Genomic DNA, 16,272 nt, shown 5'->3' with positions numbered 1-16,272 from the left:
GACGCTTAGCAATGATAAGAAAAGCCGTGGCTGTGACTGCGGCTTTTCGGTTTTTATATCCGTTATTTTTAGACTTGCTATAGAAAATAGCAGGTATACGGATAGAGACCAACGCGTTAAAGCCTCCGTAAACCCGCTGACTGCCTCCTGGGGAACCTTTCATTATTTATGGCTCTGACGATTACTCAGCAGTAGAACAAAGTGGTAGAGAAAAATGGAAGCTGGCTCCACCTTTTTCATTATTCACTGCCCATATTTTTCCGTTATGGATTTCAATGATGTTATAACAGATCGTCAACCCTAATCCGGCATTAGGTACAGCAGATTTTTGGTGATTATGTGAGAATTTATCAAAGATAGATTGTTCTTGCCCTACTGGAATGCCTGAGCCTGTATCCCAAACTTCGATATTAACTTGTTTTTTTTCAACAATAGCTTTGATGCCTAATGCTGAGTCTTGATTAGTGTGCTTGATAGCGTTCTCCAATAGATTGATAAATACACGCTCTAATAAGGAAGCGTCACACTGTAGCGTTAAATCGGAGGGCAGGGAAAGTTCTACAGGATAATGGCTGAGTGCATAGTTTAATGAATGCAGAGCTGTGCCAACAATTTTTTCCAACGAATAACAGCCCAAATTAGGCTGAAGACTACCTGATTGAATACGTACTATATCCAGAACGTTATTCACCAGATGTGAGGTATTGAGAATTTGTTGGTGAATTTGCTGAAATTGCTTGGCATGATGAGAATTTTCAATGGATACATCTAATCTCAGTGCTTCTGTTTGTTCAGTGAGGGTTGTCAGTGGAGTAAGTAAATCGTGGGACAGTGCAGTCAGAAATGCGTTGCGTAATTGTTGCCATTTGTTGTCTAATTTGGCTGTTTCTGCACCATGGGCCAAATGTAATCGTTCTAATGCGTTAGCAATAATTCCAGTAAAAATATGTAGTAACCGCTGTTGCTCCGGTACTAGTAATTGACGAAGGTTAGGTGACTCAATCGCAAGAACAGCAAATACTTGCGACGGAGTAGCTATGGGAATTAACTGATAAGGTACACCCGGCAGGGTATCCGTACCGGCTCCGGCAGGTTGTTTTTTCTCAAAACACCATTTGGCGATGGCTTCATCAACCAGCATTTGCCCACCATTGTAGGATTTCACCTGATATAGACGGTTGTTGCCATCCGGCAGTAACAGCCCCGTTTTGGCCTGAAAGCTATTTGATAAAAAGTGGTAGCTGATCCGGGCAACATCTTCTTCATTCAAGGCTCGGCTGAGTTCACGGGTAATTTCATATAAGTGCCGTGTTCTCTGTTCACGATGGCGTGCAACTCTGGCTTGATAACGTATACCAGCGGTCAGGTTTCCCACGACAATCCCTACGATCAACATGACGATAAAGGCGAGCAGGTACTGCATATCTTTAACTGCCAGTGACCAATGTGGCTGAACGAAAAAGAGATCGAAACTGACAACATTAATAAAAGCAGCAAAGACTGAAGGCCAACGCCCATAAAACAGAGAGATGACAACAACGCCGAGCAGGTAAAGTGTCACCAGATTAGCTTTATCAAGAGGCAGTAAAACAGCACGGGAAAATAAGGTGATTAAGGCGCACAGTATAATCGCCATCACGCAGCCTTGGATCTGACTGAGCCACTTTTCATTAAATGAGCGGTGATCGGGATGTTCTTTACTATGATTATGCCAATGTCTTTTGTCTTCCAGAGCAATAATAATGATATCCAGATCGGGGCCAAGTTTGCCTAAACGTTCGACGAAATCAGAGCGCCATCTACGGTTAAAGAATTTTGCATACAAACTATGGTAGCGCCCCACTATGATTTTACCGAGGTTGTTTTCTCTTGCGTAACGGAGAATAGCTCTTTCTCTGTGAGGTTCAGAAAGTGTGGCAGTTTCTGCTCCCAGCTCTTGTGCCAGCCTTAATGCTTTTAAGATAGTACGTCGTTTGACTTCTGGCAGTCGGTGCAGTTTAGGGGTTTCAACGTAAACAGCATGCCAGATACAATCCAGTTTTGCGGCAAGCCGGGCAGCTTTGCGGATCAGTTTTTCATTTCCTTCATTATCACCAATGCACAACAGTAAGTTATCCCGTGTATGCCAGACTGGCTCTTTTCCCCGTGGATCGCGGAAAGCACGCATCTGCTCATCCACACGATCTGCTGTGCGACGTAATGCAAGTTCACGTAAGGCGATCAGGTTTCCTTTACGGAAAAAATGTTCGATAGCCCGTTCAGCCTGTCCTGATATATAGACTTTACCTTCGTGAAGCCGCTGACGTAGATCGTCAGGTGGAAGATCGACTAAAACAACATCATCCGCACTATCAAATATATGATCGGGAATGGTTTCCCGAACCCGGATACCGGTAATGCCACCGACAACATCGTTCAGGCTTTCAAGATGTTGTACGTTAATGGTGGTCAGGACATCAATGCCTGCTTCCAGAAGCTCTTCCACGTCCTGCCAACGTTTGGGATGACGGCAACCTTGAGGATTACTGAATGCTAATTCATCCATCAAAATGATGGCCGGGCGGCGGGCGATAGCCGCATCAATATCGAATGCTGCTATTCTGCGTTTAGCATGGTGGATATGTTTTGGCGGCAGTTGAGGCAATCCCTTCAATAGTGCTGCGGTTTCCTGCCGCTCGTGTGTTTCGACGACACCAACAATGACATCTAATCCCTGAGCCAGTAAACGTTGGGCTTCCTGTAACATGGCATAGGTTTTTCCTACCCCGGCACAAGCACCAAAAAATATTTTCAGCTTGCCACGCGGTTTCTCATTCGCCAATGTTAGCAGATTGTCTGGGTCGGGACGTTGTGGTTCGGTCTGATCCATAAGTTATTGGCCTTGTGCTCGCAAGTTATCTAATGCCAGATTAAGTTTCAGAACATTGACTACAGGCTGACCAAGGTAGTTCGGCAGTGGAGAAGTTGTATTTTCCTGAATCAGTTTATTAATTACATTTATTGGTATGTGGCGGGCCGTGGCGATGCGCTGTGCTTGGAATTCGGCTGCTTCAGGTGAGATATGAGGATCAAGTCCACTGCCGGATGCTGTCACTAAATCGACCGGAATTGGTTGGTTTTCCGGGTAGTTAAATAAACGAATTTTAATAATCTGTTGTTGTATTTTATGAAATAAAATCGGGTTAGTTGGTGACAGATTGCTTCCCCCGGATGATAACGCATTATAGGGCTGTAGAGCGGTCATGGAAGGACGCCCATGAAAATAGGCGGCTTTAGTGAATTCCTGTCCGATTAATTCAGAACCGATAAATTTTCCATTCTGTTCAATCAATGAGCCGGTAGCCTTATAGTGAAATAATGTTGCTGAAATCCCGGTGATCAGTAGCGGATAAGCTATACCGGTGATCAGGGTAAGAAATATCAACAAAACAATGGAAGAACGTAACCAAATCATTTTTGTCACCTTACTTGATAGTTAAATTCTAGAACCTAATGATTTGAAATCTGTATTATCTGGAAATTGTTCTATTCAGAATTCGTGTTATTTAAAACCGAGTGCAGTGACTAGCATGTCGATAAGTTTGATACCCGCAAAAGGCATAAGCAAACCACCAAGACCATATAGCCATAAATTGCGTCGCAGGAGCGACAGTGCATTCATCGGACGATAGCTGACACCTTTCAGAGCCAATGGCAGTAAAAAGATAATGATGATTGCATTGAAAATCACCGCCGACAGTACTGCCGATTGGGGTGAATGGAGGTGCATGATGTTCAGAGTATTAAGCTGCGGATAAGTGACGGAAAATGCGGCAGGAATAATGGCAAAATATTTGGCAATGTCATTGGCGATACTAAATGTGGTCAAAGAACCTCGGGTCATCAGCATTTGTTTACCGATACGTACCACTTCAATTAATTTGGTGGGATTAGAATCCAAGTCCACCATATTGCCAGCCTCTTTTGCAGCCTGAGTACCTGAATTCATGGCAACGGCAACATCAGCCTGAGCCAGAGCGGGAGCATCGTTTGTACCATCACCGGTCATTGCAACCAAACGCCCTTCAGATTGATATTGGCGGATCAACGTCAGTTTTGCTTCGGGAGTAGCTTCTGCGAGAAAATCATCAACTCCCGCTTCTGCGGCGATGGCGGCAGCGGTCAGATGATTATCGCCGGTGATCATGACAGTCTTGATCCCCATCCTACGCATTTCATTGAAACGCTCCTTAATACCCCCTTTGATAATATCTTTTAGGGCAACGACTCCCAAAACCCGCTGATTTTCGGCAACAACCAGTGGCGTACCACCTTTGCTTGCTACTTGCTGTACCAGTAGGTTAATAGCTTCAGGAAATTGACTACGGTTAGCTTCAATATGGCGGCGGATAGCATCAACTGCTCCCTTGCGGATCATGCGGTCGTTAATGTTGACCCCACTCATGCGGGTCATGGCAGAAAAAGGAATAAACGTAGAGTTTAAGGCACGCAGGTCACGTTCACGCATATTAAAACGCTGTTTTGCCAGAATCACGATGCTGCGTCCTTCAGGTGTTTCATCGGCAAGTGAGGAAAGTTGTGCAGCATCAGCCAATTGTTGTTCCGTCACACCGGGAGCAGGCAAAAACTGAGATGCCTGACGGTTGCCTAATGTGATTGTGCCGGTTTTATCCAGCAACAGAACATCTACATCGCCTGCGGCTTCAATGGCACGCCCGCTGGTAGCAATGACATTAGCTTCCAACATGCGACTCATACCTGCAACACCGATAGCAGAAAGCAATCCGCCAATGGTGGTGGGAATTAAACAAACTAACAGCGCGATCACTACTGTGATTGTAATGGGGGCACCGGAATGGTTGGCTTCAACACTGAATAAGGAAAAAGGGAGTAAACTGGCGCAGGTTAGCAGGAAAATGATGGTGAGAGCAGTAAGTAGAATCGAGAGAGCAATTTCGTTCGGTGTTTTTCGCCGTTTGGCTCCTTCAACCATTGAGATCATCCTGTCAAGGAAGGTTTCTCCCGGATTGACAGAACATTCTATGATTAGCCAATCTGATAACACTTGGGTTCCTCCCGTTACGGAAGCAAAATCTCCTCCTGATTCCCGGATCACCGGGGCTGATTCCCCTGTAATAGCACTTTCATTAACAGAAGCACCGCCTTCAATGACTTCTCCATCACAGGGGATAATTTCACCCGCTTCTATCAGTACAATATCTCCTTTGCGTAAACTATCTGAAGTGACTTTCTCTTTTGTAGCGTTGCGACTGGGCGTGGAAAGTCTGGTGGCCCAGGTCGTTTGTTTTACACCTTTCAGGCTGGAAGCCTGAGCCTGACTGCGTCCTTCTGCCAGCGCTTCAGCAAAATTGGCAAACAGTACAGTGAACCATAACCATAAAGCAATTGATCCAGTAAAAAGTGCATTGCCTTCTGTCTGACCGATTAATATACCGAGCCATAACAAGGTAGTCAGGCAGCTACCAAGATAAACGACAAACATGACCGGATTGTGCCACTGAATGGCCGGATGACATTTTTTTATTGAATCGATAATCGCTTGGCGAATGAGATCGGATTCAAACAATGCCTGTTTTTTATTTCTCATTACTTATCTCACAATTTATCTCACAACTTCACCTAACGTGATAGTTGCCAAAGTTGTAAATGCTCAGCAATAGGGCCAAGAGCCAATGCGGGAATGAAAGTGAGTGCTCCAACCAATAAGATGACCAAAATTAGTAAACCAATGAATAAGGCACTATGCGTCGGTAGCGTACCGTTACTGATCGGCTGGCGTTTTTTACTACTCATGGAACCAGCGATGGATAGTACAGGCAGAATGACACCAAAACGCCCAAGAAACATCACTATTCCTAAGAGCAGATTGTAAAACAGGTTATTGGCTTCCAGGCCAGCAAAAGCACTACCGTTATTATTTGCCGCAGATGTGACAGCATAAAGTATTTCTGTGAAACCGTGCGCTCCGGGATTGGTTACGGCAGCTCGTCCCGCATCAAACGAAACTGACAGCGCAGTTCCTAGCAAGATAAGAGAGGGGGTAACCAGAATTGCAAGAGCGACCATTTTCATTTCATGAACATCAATTTTCTTGCCCAAATATTCAGGAGCACGACCTATCATCAAGCCCGCAATAAAAACGGCTAACAGAACAAATAGCAACATGCCATAGAGCCCGGCGCCTACACCACCAAATACGACTTCGCCAATTTGCATTAACCAGAGTGGTATCATGCCCCCTAATGCCGTGAAAGAATCATGCATTGCATTGACTGCTCCACAAGAGGCCGCTGTCGTGATTATGCTGTAAAGGGAGGAAACAAGAATACCAAAGCGGTTTTCCTTTCCTTCCATATTGATATTGCTGCTGACTCCTAATTGCATGAAGTGGGGATTACCCACAGTTTCAGCGTACATCACAACAGATACAGAAATGATGAAAATAATGCTCATTGCCCAGAGTAAGGCATACCCCTGGCGATTATCTCCAACAACCAGACCAAATGCGAAACACAAGGCACTGGGGATCAGAAAAATTGCAAGCATTTGTACAAAGTTACTGATGGCATTTGGGTTTTCAAAAGGATGAGCTGAATTTGCTCCAAATACACCTCCGCCATTTGTTCCCAGTAATTTGATAGCTTCCTGAGAAGCTACCGGCCCCATAGGGAGTAATTGTTGCTGTCCTTCAAGGGTATGGACTGCAACATAGGGAGAGAAATTTTGAATCACACCTTGGCTGGCAAAGATAAGAGCAAAAATGATCGCCAGAGGTAGCAGTAAATATAGAGTAATACGGGTGATATCAACCCACGCATTCCCTAGAGTTTTTATACCCTGACGGGAAAATGCTCGTATTAAGGTAAACGCAATGGCAATACCTGTCGCAGCTGACAGGAAGTTTTGCACGGTTAATCCTGCCATCTGGCTCAGATAACTGAGGGTGTTTTCGCCACTGTAGGCTTGCCAGTTAGTATTAGTGATAAAGCTAATTGCTGTATTGAGTGCCAAATCCCATTTCATTCCCGCAAAATGTTGTGGATTGAGTGGCAGATATTTTTGACTTATCAGCAGGATAAATAATAACAACAGGCCTGCAACGTTGAATATAATAATGGCAAATGTATATTGCCACCAGTTCATTTCTTTGAAGCTATTACCGGGTTTTTGTAAACCACAACAGCGCCATAAGATTATTTCTGTATTTGTAATCCAGTGAGGTAATTCTCCTTCAATTAGGTTAGCGATAAAATTTCCAAGAGGTTTACTTAATATAAATAGAAATAATAAGAAAGTGGCTATCAGCAGAAAAGGAGAGGCTTCCATTTAGAAATCCTCCGCATTTAATAACGCATAAATCAAATAGAACAGTAATAGCACTAGCAGGATAGCGCCAACGATAATGAGTAATTTATTCACTGCTTATCTCCTTGTTTACTTCTTAATAACAACAGACGGTTGAGAATAAAAGTGACCATACAAAGAAGTGATTAAATAAAGAGAGCCTGTAAAATTAAAATATAAATAAATTTGATTGATTCGTCGTTATAAAGAATAAGTTTAGTTTAGCAAATTCCAATGAGTTAATTTTATGTTTTTAAAATGTTGGTTTTGTTTCTGTTTAAGTTTTTTTTGTAATTAAATTACGTACCGACAAAAAAAGAGTGATTTTAAGCACTAAAAAAGTGGTCTGATCAGTAGTAAAATTTCATTTCATCAAGTAAAATTTAATATGTCTTACAGGCATTGCCCATTAAGGAGGGTCTTTATGTCTACATATCGTGAATATTCCCGGCATCAGGTTCTCTTGCGGCGTGTTGGCGCTGTCGCATTAGGCGTCACTGCGCTTCCTGTTATGTTATTTAGCCGAAACCGTGCCCGTTTTTACAGCTACTTGCACAAAGTATGGGTAAAAACAAGTGATAAACCCGTATGGTTAGAACGTGCAGAAATTGCCTCTGACACGTTAATTCCCTGAATCTTCTACTCGGTGACTGGCTGTTCTTCGTTTTTTCTGCATAATGTTTTCTGACTAATATAGCCTTCTGAATATAGTATTAAATGTAGTATTCTGACACCTTGCCAACTTATGCTGGCAGGGTGTTTTGCTCTTCTTACTTATTACTACTGATGTCGTTACTTAATACATATATATATCACTTTGGGTAAGCGAAGAATAGGTACGTTTTCTATGGTGAAAAAGCTAAATAATAAGGGGTGTGTAATGAATAATGTTGAATTAGAGCATGTACTCAATATGGAACTGAATGTTCGTGAGTTTCAGGATTATGCCCCTAATGGATTGCAGGTGGAAGGACGCCGTCATATTCAACGGGTTATAACGGGCGTGACAGCATGTCAGGCTCTACTGGATGAAGCTGTTCGTCTGGAAGCTGATGCTGTCATCGTACATCATGGATATTTTTGGAAGAATGAATCGCCTGTTATCCGAGGCATGAAACGCCGTCGTTTACAAACTTTACTCTGTAATGACATTAACCTGTACGGTTACCATCTCCCGCTGGATGCTCATCCTACATTAGGCAATAATGTTCAGTTAGCACGTCAGATGGGTGTGAAAATCATAGGAACGATTGATCCCTTACTTCCTCATGGTGCATTTGATCAACCTATTACTCCGGTAGAATTGACCGAACGCCTTGAAAAAAGACTGGAGCGCAAGGTACTGCATTGTGGTGATAACGCCCGGGAAGAGATCCGCACTATCGCATGGTGTACAGGTGGCGGACAAAGTTTTATTGAGCAAGCTGCTGAATTTGGTGTTGATGCTTTTGTTACTGGTGAGGTATCCGAAAAGACCATTCATGTTGCCCGTGAAATGGGGTTACATTTTTATTCGGCAGGGCACCATGCCACCGAGCGCTATGGCATCAAAACGCTTGGTGAATGGCTGGCGAATCATCATGGGTTGAATGTCACTTTTATTGATATTCCTAATCCGGCTTGATGTCTTACAATGCATAACCATTGATATATAAGTCATGACTTATATAATGCTATTATAAGTTATGGCTTATGAGGTCATCGTGTGGATTGTATATGAAAGAATTAAGGATCCAATGTAAAGGAAGACCTATCAGAGCGCTTTTTGCTTTTGATCCTTTAAGGCAGGCTATTGCCCTGTGTGCAGGTGATAAAGCCACAAATGATAAACGTTTTTACAAAGAAATGATCGCGATTGCTGATGCGGAATATGAAGCACATTTAGCTAATTTGGAGGGTAAGAAATGAAAACTCTCAAAGAGAAAATTCAAGAATTTTTGGAAGAAGATCAAGCAGAGATAAAACAAATGGCTGATGAGCTAGTTTTAGAAACTGGATTACAACTGTTGAGGGAAGAGTTAAATATTTCTCAGCAAAAATTGGCTAACAGTTTAGGTATCAGCCAACCAGCCATTACTCAAATAGAACAACGGGGTAATGATATAAAGTTAGTTACACTAAAACGTTATGTTGAAGCGATGGGAGGTAAGTTGAGCTTAACTGTAGAACTCCCAACTGGTAATGGAAAAATTTTCCATATTTAGCAGATAGTTGAATACTTGCACTAACCTTTAAGGTTATTGTTCTTGCTGGGTGTAATACCCGGCAAGGATAGAAACACTGTGATTAATCCACAATAAATTAGAATATTACCTAACGCTTGACTCCAACCAGCAAGAGCTAGGCCAGCCCCTAACAGCAAATAGTAAAATAACCCTAACAAGGCGCCTGCTGTGCCCAATCTATCTGTATAGCGATTTAAGGCAGAGGCTAAAATATTGGGAATTGCAAGGCCGTAAGCAATCACAATACCCAACATAGGGAAAATAAACAGCCAACTATTTTCAAGCAGATAAACACCAATCCCACTTAATAAGACAAGCCATGCCGTAAGGGATATGATTTTTTTAGTTGTCCATTTCTTTTTTAAAAATTGTTTATTAAATACTGAACCCACCCCAGCACCGAGTGTGAAGAGTAGTCCGGTATAACCGAAAAGCTCTGGTGATAATCCGAATTGTGCAAAACGGAAAGGAGCCAGTTGATAGTAGCTGAATAGACAAACATTGAATAAAGCGATGAGAAATACACTTCGCCAAATGGCAATATCTTTCAACATCACGCTGGCGGTATCAGATAGCGCAACTTTTGTTACAGTTACCGGGTGTGTTTCTGGTAAGCGAATAACAGACCAACTGGTCAAAATAGCAGCCAAAATAGTCAATCCTGCGAATACGGCCTGATAACCGCCAAAATGATTCAGTGCAGAGCCGCTGATCATACCAATGGCAGGACTGGCCGCCAAAGCAATGCCCATAATGGAGAAAACACGTGCCAGTTCTTCACCACTGTAACTATCGCGCATGATAGTTTGTGTCCCGATTGAGCCGACCGCTGCTCCGAAAGCGGATAACATTCTGGCGCACAGTAGTAACCAGAAGTGCTCTGTTAATAGAGCTATAACACAAGCCAGACCATAGAGTAATAACCCGGCAATAATGGTAGGACGTCTGCCAATAACATCACACATGCGACCCCATACGACGAAACCAATAGCAAAGGCGAAAAAGTAGAGTGACAAGGTTTGCGAGGCTTGTTCTGCATTGACGGCAAAGCTATTGGCAATATTGGTTAGGGCAGGGCTATAGATAGTTTCCACAATTTGAGGAAACATCATTAAAGCAATAGCGAGCCAAAGTGATGGTTTAACTTGCATGGTATTTTTCTTCTGATCGTTAATGAGTGATGACCAGAAGGTTAGCATTCTGATAGCTGTCTAGTTATGATAATAAAGACAATAAATTTATATAATCAGACATTAATTTAACGGGAGCTAATATGGCATGGTTGAGGCAAAGTGATCATTTTGATCCTGACAGTTTGAATGTACCTGTAGTAGGCATTGCGGCAGAGATGGGACAGCACGACTCTGGTTTTCATCAACATGTTATGGGTCAGCTATTGTTTACTCAGCGGGGTTGTATCAAGATCACTTTGGCTAATCAGATTTCTGTTTTACCTCCGACCAGAGTGGCATGGATCCCGCCAAGGACATTACATCGGGCGGAAATGCGTGGTTCTGTTGGATATCGTTCTATCTATCTTGATGTTTCTGAGGTGGATTGGATATCTGACAGGAGTGAAGTACTGGAAGCTACACCATTGCTACAGGCAGTTTTGGAACGTATTGCAATATCGCCTTTTGATACTGACTGGAATCAGGGAAAAGACGCACATTTATTGGCAGTGCTTTTTGATGAAATGTGTGCGGCACACCGAGAGCCAACGTTATTGCCTTTGCCTCTTGATCGTCGTTTGGCTCGTTTGTTGTTTGAGCAATTACCTCCTCCACTACAGGAAATGGCTACTTATATTGGTGCCAGTGAAAAAACGATTACCCGCATATTTCAGCGTGAAACGGGAATGAATTATCAACAATGGCGGCAACAATGGCGGTTGATTAAGTCAATTGAATTATTGGCACAGGGTAAGACGATATCTTATGTGGCTCAGGAGTTGGGGTTTGCCAATGACAGTGCTTTTGTCACGTTCTTTCGCAAAATCATCGGAAAGCCGCCACGTGAGTATATGGCAGGCTAAGGGGCAAAAGCAGTTGCAGGGGATGAAGAGGAGAAAAAACCAATAGTTTCACCAATAGAAAGCTTTTTAGGAAGGATCATAAGCAGTCCCTTTTATTGAAATAATAATGGGTATCACGTAGCGGATACTGCACCCTACTATCAGATGGCAAGCCAATTGTGGTGGATTGGCAGGTAAGGTGCAGTATATACACGCTTCAGAATATGAAGTGTGTCAGTAAGTTTGTTAGATTATTTTTTAATCTTACTCGTGAAGTCGCGCTTAGTATGACCAGTGTAAAGCTGGCGAGGACGAGCGATCTTCAAACCATCGTCATGCATTTCATTCCAGTGTGCAATCCAGCCAATTGTACGGGCAATGGCAAAGATTACGGTAAACATGGAGGATGGAATCCCCATTGCTTTCAGAATAATACCAGAATAGAAATCGACATTCGGATACAGTTTTTTCTCAATAAAGTACGGATCGCTCAGGGCAATACGTTCCAGCTCCATGGCAACTTCCAACAAACTGTCATTCAGACCAAGTTCATCCAGTACTTCATGACAGGTTTCACGCATCACAGTAGCACGTGGATCATAGTTTTTATAGATGCGATGACCAAAGCCCATCAGGCGGAAAGAGTCATTTTTATCTTTGGCGCGGGCGACAAATTCAGGAATGTGATCGACAGTCTGGATCTCTTCCAGCATACGCAGACAAGCTTCATTTGCGCCACCATGTGCAGGTCCCCACAATGATGCAATTCCCGCAGCGATGCAGACGAATGGATTCGCACCAGAAGAACCCGCGGTACGTACTGTTGAAGTCGAAGCATTCTGTTCATGATCCGCATGTAGAATAAAAATGCGATCCATTGCTTTTTCCAACACCGGATTGACCTTATATTCCTCACAAGGCGTTGAGAACATCATATACAGGAAGTTACCGGCATAAGAAAGATCATTACGAGGATAAACGAAAGGTTGACCAATGGAGTATTTGTAACACATTGCTGCCACAGTTGGCATTTTGGATAGCAGACGATATGCAGTGATTTCGCGGTGTTGAGGATTATGAACATCCACTGCATCGTGATAGAAAGCCGCAAGAGCGCCAGTCACACCACAAAGTACAGCCATAGGATGAGAATCACGACGGAAACCGTGAAACAGGCGGGTAATCTGCTCGTGGATCATCGTATGACGAGTCACAGTTTTTTTGAATTTTTCGTATTCTTCGGGTGTTGGTGGTTCCCCGTACAGCAGAATATAACAAACTTCCAGATAGTTTGATTTCGTTGCGAGCTGATCGATGGGAAAACCACGGTGCAGCAAAATGCCTTCGTTGCCATCAATATAGGTGATTTTCGACTCACAAGAGGCAGTGGAAGTGAAACCGGGATCGTAGGTATAGAAGCCTTTTGAGCCGAGGGTACGAACGTCAATCACTTCAGAACCTAGGGTTGGCGTTAGTACGTCTAGTTCGATAGCAGCTGAACCATTTATGGTCAACGTAGCCTTTTTATCAGCCATTTACATCTCCTTAGCGCTTATTTTTTATAACCCCTAACAACCTTCAGATAGGCGCAATTTTTTACTGTGCCGACGGCATTGTGCTACCGGAGAGAATTAAAAATCAGGCTGTATACATTTAATGCTGAAATCTCATTTACGGACGACAATCGTTTTCAGGTTGTTAAAAAGTTTCTGGATGTCATATCTAAAGTATTCTTAACATAAAATGTTACCATTTTGTGTCATAACGATACTTTTACAAAGCTCGCGTTTTTCGTGAAGTTTACTTTTTCATCGCAAAACGACGGTGAATAATATGCACCGTCATATATGTAAGATAAATGTTTAATCTTTGTCAAACAAGATAATGGTTTTTATGATAAATGTTTGAAGCGTGATCTTACTCACTGTTCAAGCTAAATGTTAATAATCATATTGTGTGGGAATTGTAATAACAATGTGAAGTACTTATACTGCGTTAAGGTCTCCGGATACCTGATGTAGGAGCACCCAGCGTAATCAAATCACAACGTTTGATGAACAGTAAGGATTGTTAAATTAATTATGTTGTGTCTTTGTATCCTCTTAACGCTGTCTGATTCCCACCCAGGGCCGGAGGATGGAAAATAAAAAAAAGCTGTGTGGGCAAAATTGTGAAAAAACAAAGACCTGTCAACCTCGATTTGCGGACGATAAATCAACCCGTGTCCGCGATAGCTTCGATCTTGCACCGTATCTCAGGCATCATCACCTTTATAGCAGTCGGCATTCTGTTGTGGTTGCTGGGTATGTCACTGTCTTCGCAAGAGGGCTTCCAGCATGCATCTGAAATTATGACTGGCTTTTTCGCCAAATTTATCCTGTGGGGGATATTAACGGCATTGGGTTACCACATCTGTGGTGGGATCCGCCATGTTTTGATGGATTTTGGCTTTTTGGAAGAGAGCCTTGCTACTGGTAAAACTTCTGCCAAATTGGCAATAGTGATCGCAGTTATTCTGTCTATTCTGGCTGGGGTATTAATATGGTAAGCAACGCATCCGCATTGGGGCGCACGGGTATTCAGGACTGGCTGTTGTTACGTGCATCTGCAATCGTTATTGTTTTATATGTTCTTTATCTTATTGGTTTTGTAGCAATAACGTCAGACATCACTTATGAAGTTTGGAGCGGTTTTTTTTCTTCATCTCTCACTAAAGTGTTCACCATATTGGCACTGATTTCTATTCTGGTCCACGCATGGATCGGAATGTGGCAGGTGCTGACAGATTATGTGAAGCCACTGGCACTGCGTCTGGTGTTGCAACTGGTGATTATTGTTGCGCTGCTGGCTTATTTGATTTACGGAACAATTGTTGTGTGGGGTGCATAAATGAAACTGCCAGTAAGAGAGTTTGACGCTGTTGTTATTGGTGCTGGCGGCGCAGGTATGCGTGCTGCACTGCAAATTTCACAAATGGGCTTGTCTTGTGCCCTGATTTCTAAGGTTTTCCCGACCCGCTCCCATACAGTTTCAGCACAGGGTGGCATTACCGTTGCTCTGGGCAACTCTCATGATGATAACTGGGAATGGCATATGTATGACACCGTGAAAGGTTCCGACTATATCGGTGACCAGGATGCCATCGAATATATGTGTAAAACTGGCCCTGAAGCGATTTTGGAACTGGAACACATGGGGTTGCCATTCTCACGCCTGGATGATGGACGTATCTATCAGCGTCCATTTGGTGGGCAATCCAGAAATTTTGGCGGTGAGCAGGCTGCCCGCACAGCTGCTGCTGCTGACCGTACTGGTCACGCATTACTTCATACCCTGTATCAGCAAAACCTGAAGAACCACACGACCATTTTCTCTGAGTGGTATTCTCTGGATCTGGTAAAAAACCAAGATGGTGCTACTGTTGGCTGTACAGCCATCTGTATTGAAACAGGTGAAGTCGTCTATTTCAAAGCCAAGGCAACTATTCTCGCAACAGGCGGTGCAGGCCGTATTTTTCAATCTACAACTAATGCGCATATCAATACTGGTGATGGTGTTGGTATGGCGTTGCGTGCTGGTGTTCCTGTTCAGGATATGGAAATGTGGCAATTCCATCCGACAGGAATTGCGGGTGCTGGTGTATTGGTGACAGAAGGCTGCCGTGGTGAAGGTGGTTATCTGCTGAATAAAGATGGTGAACGCTTTATGGAGCGTTATGCACCAAATGCTAAAGATCTGGCTGGTCGCGATGTGGTTGCACGGTCTATGATGATCGAAATTCGTGAAGGTCGCGGTTGTGAAGGCCCATGGGGACCTCACGTGAAATTGAAGCTGGATCATTTGGGTAAAGAGGTTCTAGAATCCCGCCTGCCGGGTATCCTTGAACTATCCCGTACTTTTGCCCACGTAGACCCTGTAAAAGAACCGATTCCGGTGATCCCAACCTGCCACTATATGATGGGTGGAATTCCAACTAAAATTACTGGTCAGGCACTGACTATTAATGAGAAAGGCGAAGATGTTATCATTCCGGGCTTATTTGCTGTGGGTGAAATCGCTTGTGTATCTGTTCATGGTGCGAACCGTTTAGGTGGTAATTCATTACTGGATTTGGTGGTCTTTGGCCGTTCTGCTGGTTTGCACTTGAAAGAGTGTCTGATGGAACAAGGAACCAGCCGTGATGCCAGCGAGTCTGATGTTGATGCAGCACTGCAACGTCTGAACCGTTGGAACAATACCCGTTCAGGCGAAGATCCGGTTGAAATCCGTAAAGCATTGCAGGCTTGTATGCAGCACAACTTCTCTGTATTCCGTGAAGGTGATGCGATGGCGAGAGGATTAGATGAATTGAAAGTCATCCGTGAGCGCCTGCAAAATGCCCGTTTGGATGATACATCATCAGAGTTCAATACCCAGCGTATTGAATGTCTGGAATTGGATAACCTGATGGAAACCGCTTATTCGACTGCTGTGGCTGCAAATTTCCGTACAGAAAGTCGTGGAGCGCATAGCCGTTTCGATTATCCAGAGCGTGATGATGCAAATTGGCTGTGCCATAGCTTGTATTTACCGCAGACTGAGAGCATGACCCGTCGTGAAGTTAACATGCAGCCAAAATTGCGTGAAGCCTTCCCGCCGAAAGTGCGTTCTTACTAATTGCGTTGCTGA

The 16,272-nt window shown here is 43.5% G+C and carries 14 protein-coding genes and 1 pseudogene; 8 read left to right on the top strand and 7 right to left on the bottom strand.

Annotated features, from left to right (window positions below):
* Positions 1 to 181: 181 nt before the first annotated feature.
* From kdpD to kdpF, 5 genes are all read right to left on the bottom strand, one after another.
* A complete protein-coding gene (gene kdpD / locus HGO23_RS13500; RefSeq protein WP_099134505.1) occupies positions 182 to 2,869 on the bottom strand; it encodes a two-component system sensor histidine kinase KdpD in 2,688 nt (895 codons plus the stop codon).
* A gap of 3 nt (positions 2,870 to 2,872) precedes the next feature.
* Positions 2,873 to 3,454, bottom strand: a complete 582-nt coding sequence (kdpC, locus tag HGO23_RS13495) for a potassium-transporting ATPase subunit KdpC (protein WP_209026980.1) — start codon at positions 3,452 to 3,454, stop codon at positions 2,873 to 2,875.
* A gap of 87 nt (positions 3,455 to 3,541) precedes the next feature.
* Entirely contained in the window at positions 3,542 to 5,608 is a 2,067-nt protein-coding gene (kdpB, locus tag HGO23_RS13490; protein ID WP_209026979.1) for a potassium-transporting ATPase subunit KdpB, read from the bottom strand.
* A 32-nt stretch (positions 5,609 to 5,640) separates the two neighbouring features.
* Entirely contained in the window at positions 5,641 to 7,347 is a 1,707-nt protein-coding gene (gene kdpA, locus HGO23_RS13485; protein ID WP_209026978.1) for a potassium-transporting ATPase subunit KdpA, read from the bottom strand.
* Positions 7,348 to 7,440: a K(+)-transporting ATPase subunit F gene (gene kdpF, locus HGO23_RS13480; protein WP_099134509.1), complete on the bottom strand. Its 93-nt coding sequence runs from the start codon at positions 7,438 to 7,440 to the stop codon at positions 7,348 to 7,350.
* A 349-nt stretch (positions 7,441 to 7,789) separates the two neighbouring features.
* On the opposite strand from kdpF, the gene HGO23_RS13475 reads away from it, so the two are divergent.
* From HGO23_RS13475 to HGO23_RS13460, 4 genes and pseudogenes are all read left to right on the top strand, one after another.
* The gene (locus HGO23_RS13475) at positions 7,790 to 7,999 is read left to right on the top strand and encodes a YbfA family protein (protein WP_099134510.1); all 210 of its coding nucleotides are present in this window, start codon (positions 7,790 to 7,792) and stop codon (positions 7,997 to 7,999) included.
* Between the two features lie 246 nt (positions 8,000 to 8,245).
* Complete coding sequence (locus HGO23_RS13470; protein ID WP_099134511.1) at positions 8,246 to 8,989, top strand: type 2 GTP cyclohydrolase I; 744 nt, start codon at positions 8,246 to 8,248, stop codon at positions 8,987 to 8,989.
* Between the two features lie 92 nt (positions 8,990 to 9,081).
* Positions 9,082 to 9,273 (top strand): annotated as a pseudogene (locus HGO23_RS13465) (type II toxin-antitoxin system RelE/ParE family toxin); the annotation flags it as partial.
* Positions 9,270 to 9,569, top strand: coding sequence for a helix-turn-helix domain-containing protein (locus HGO23_RS13460; protein WP_099134513.1), 300 nt, complete (start codon positions 9,270 to 9,272; stop codon positions 9,567 to 9,569). The pseudogene HGO23_RS13465 and the gene HGO23_RS13460, both read left to right, overlap by 4 nt.
* Before the next feature lie 20 nt (positions 9,570 to 9,589).
* Here HGO23_RS13460 and HGO23_RS13455 read toward each other — a convergent pair whose 3' ends face one another.
* Positions 9,590 to 10,741, bottom strand: a complete 1,152-nt coding sequence (locus HGO23_RS13455; RefSeq protein ID WP_209026976.1) for an MFS transporter — start codon at positions 10,739 to 10,741, stop codon at positions 9,590 to 9,592.
* Positions 10,742 to 10,863: 122 nt separating this feature from the next.
* Between HGO23_RS13455 and HGO23_RS13450 the strand changes: the two genes are divergently transcribed.
* Positions 10,864 to 11,625: an AraC family transcriptional regulator gene (locus tag HGO23_RS13450; protein WP_209026975.1), complete on the top strand. Its 762-nt coding sequence runs from the start codon at positions 10,864 to 10,866 to the stop codon at positions 11,623 to 11,625.
* A gap of 230 nt (positions 11,626 to 11,855) precedes the next feature.
* Here HGO23_RS13450 and HGO23_RS13445 read toward each other — a convergent pair whose 3' ends face one another.
* Complete coding sequence (locus HGO23_RS13445) at positions 11,856 to 13,139, bottom strand: citrate synthase (protein WP_099134516.1); 1,284 nt, start codon at positions 13,137 to 13,139, stop codon at positions 11,856 to 11,858.
* Positions 13,140 to 13,762: 623 nt separating this feature from the next.
* Between HGO23_RS13445 and sdhC the strand changes: the two genes are divergently transcribed.
* Genes sdhC through sdhA form a run of 3 tightly spaced genes read left to right on the top strand, consistent with a single transcriptional unit; the run spans position 13,763 to position 16,260 of the window.
* Positions 13,763 to 14,152 carry a succinate dehydrogenase cytochrome b556 subunit gene (gene sdhC / locus HGO23_RS13440; RefSeq protein ID WP_209026974.1) on the top strand — a complete coding sequence of 130 codons (390 nt, stop codon included), beginning with the start codon at positions 13,763 to 13,765 and terminating at the stop codon, positions 14,150 to 14,152.
* Positions 14,146 to 14,493: a succinate dehydrogenase membrane anchor subunit gene (gene sdhD / locus HGO23_RS13435; protein WP_209026973.1), complete on the top strand. Its 348-nt coding sequence runs from the start codon at positions 14,146 to 14,148 to the stop codon at positions 14,491 to 14,493. The genes sdhC and sdhD overlap by 7 nt, the downstream gene beginning before the upstream one ends.
* Complete coding sequence (sdhA, locus tag HGO23_RS13430; RefSeq protein WP_209026972.1) at positions 14,494 to 16,260, top strand: succinate dehydrogenase flavoprotein subunit; 1,767 nt, start codon at positions 14,494 to 14,496, stop codon at positions 16,258 to 16,260.
* Positions 16,261 to 16,272: the final 12 nt, after the last annotated feature.

It is taken from the genome of Xenorhabdus budapestensis (assembly GCF_017743015.1).
Classification (GTDB): domain Bacteria; phylum Pseudomonadota; class Gammaproteobacteria; order Enterobacterales; family Enterobacteriaceae; genus Xenorhabdus; species Xenorhabdus budapestensis.
This window is presented reverse-complemented; position numbering and strand designations above follow the sequence as displayed.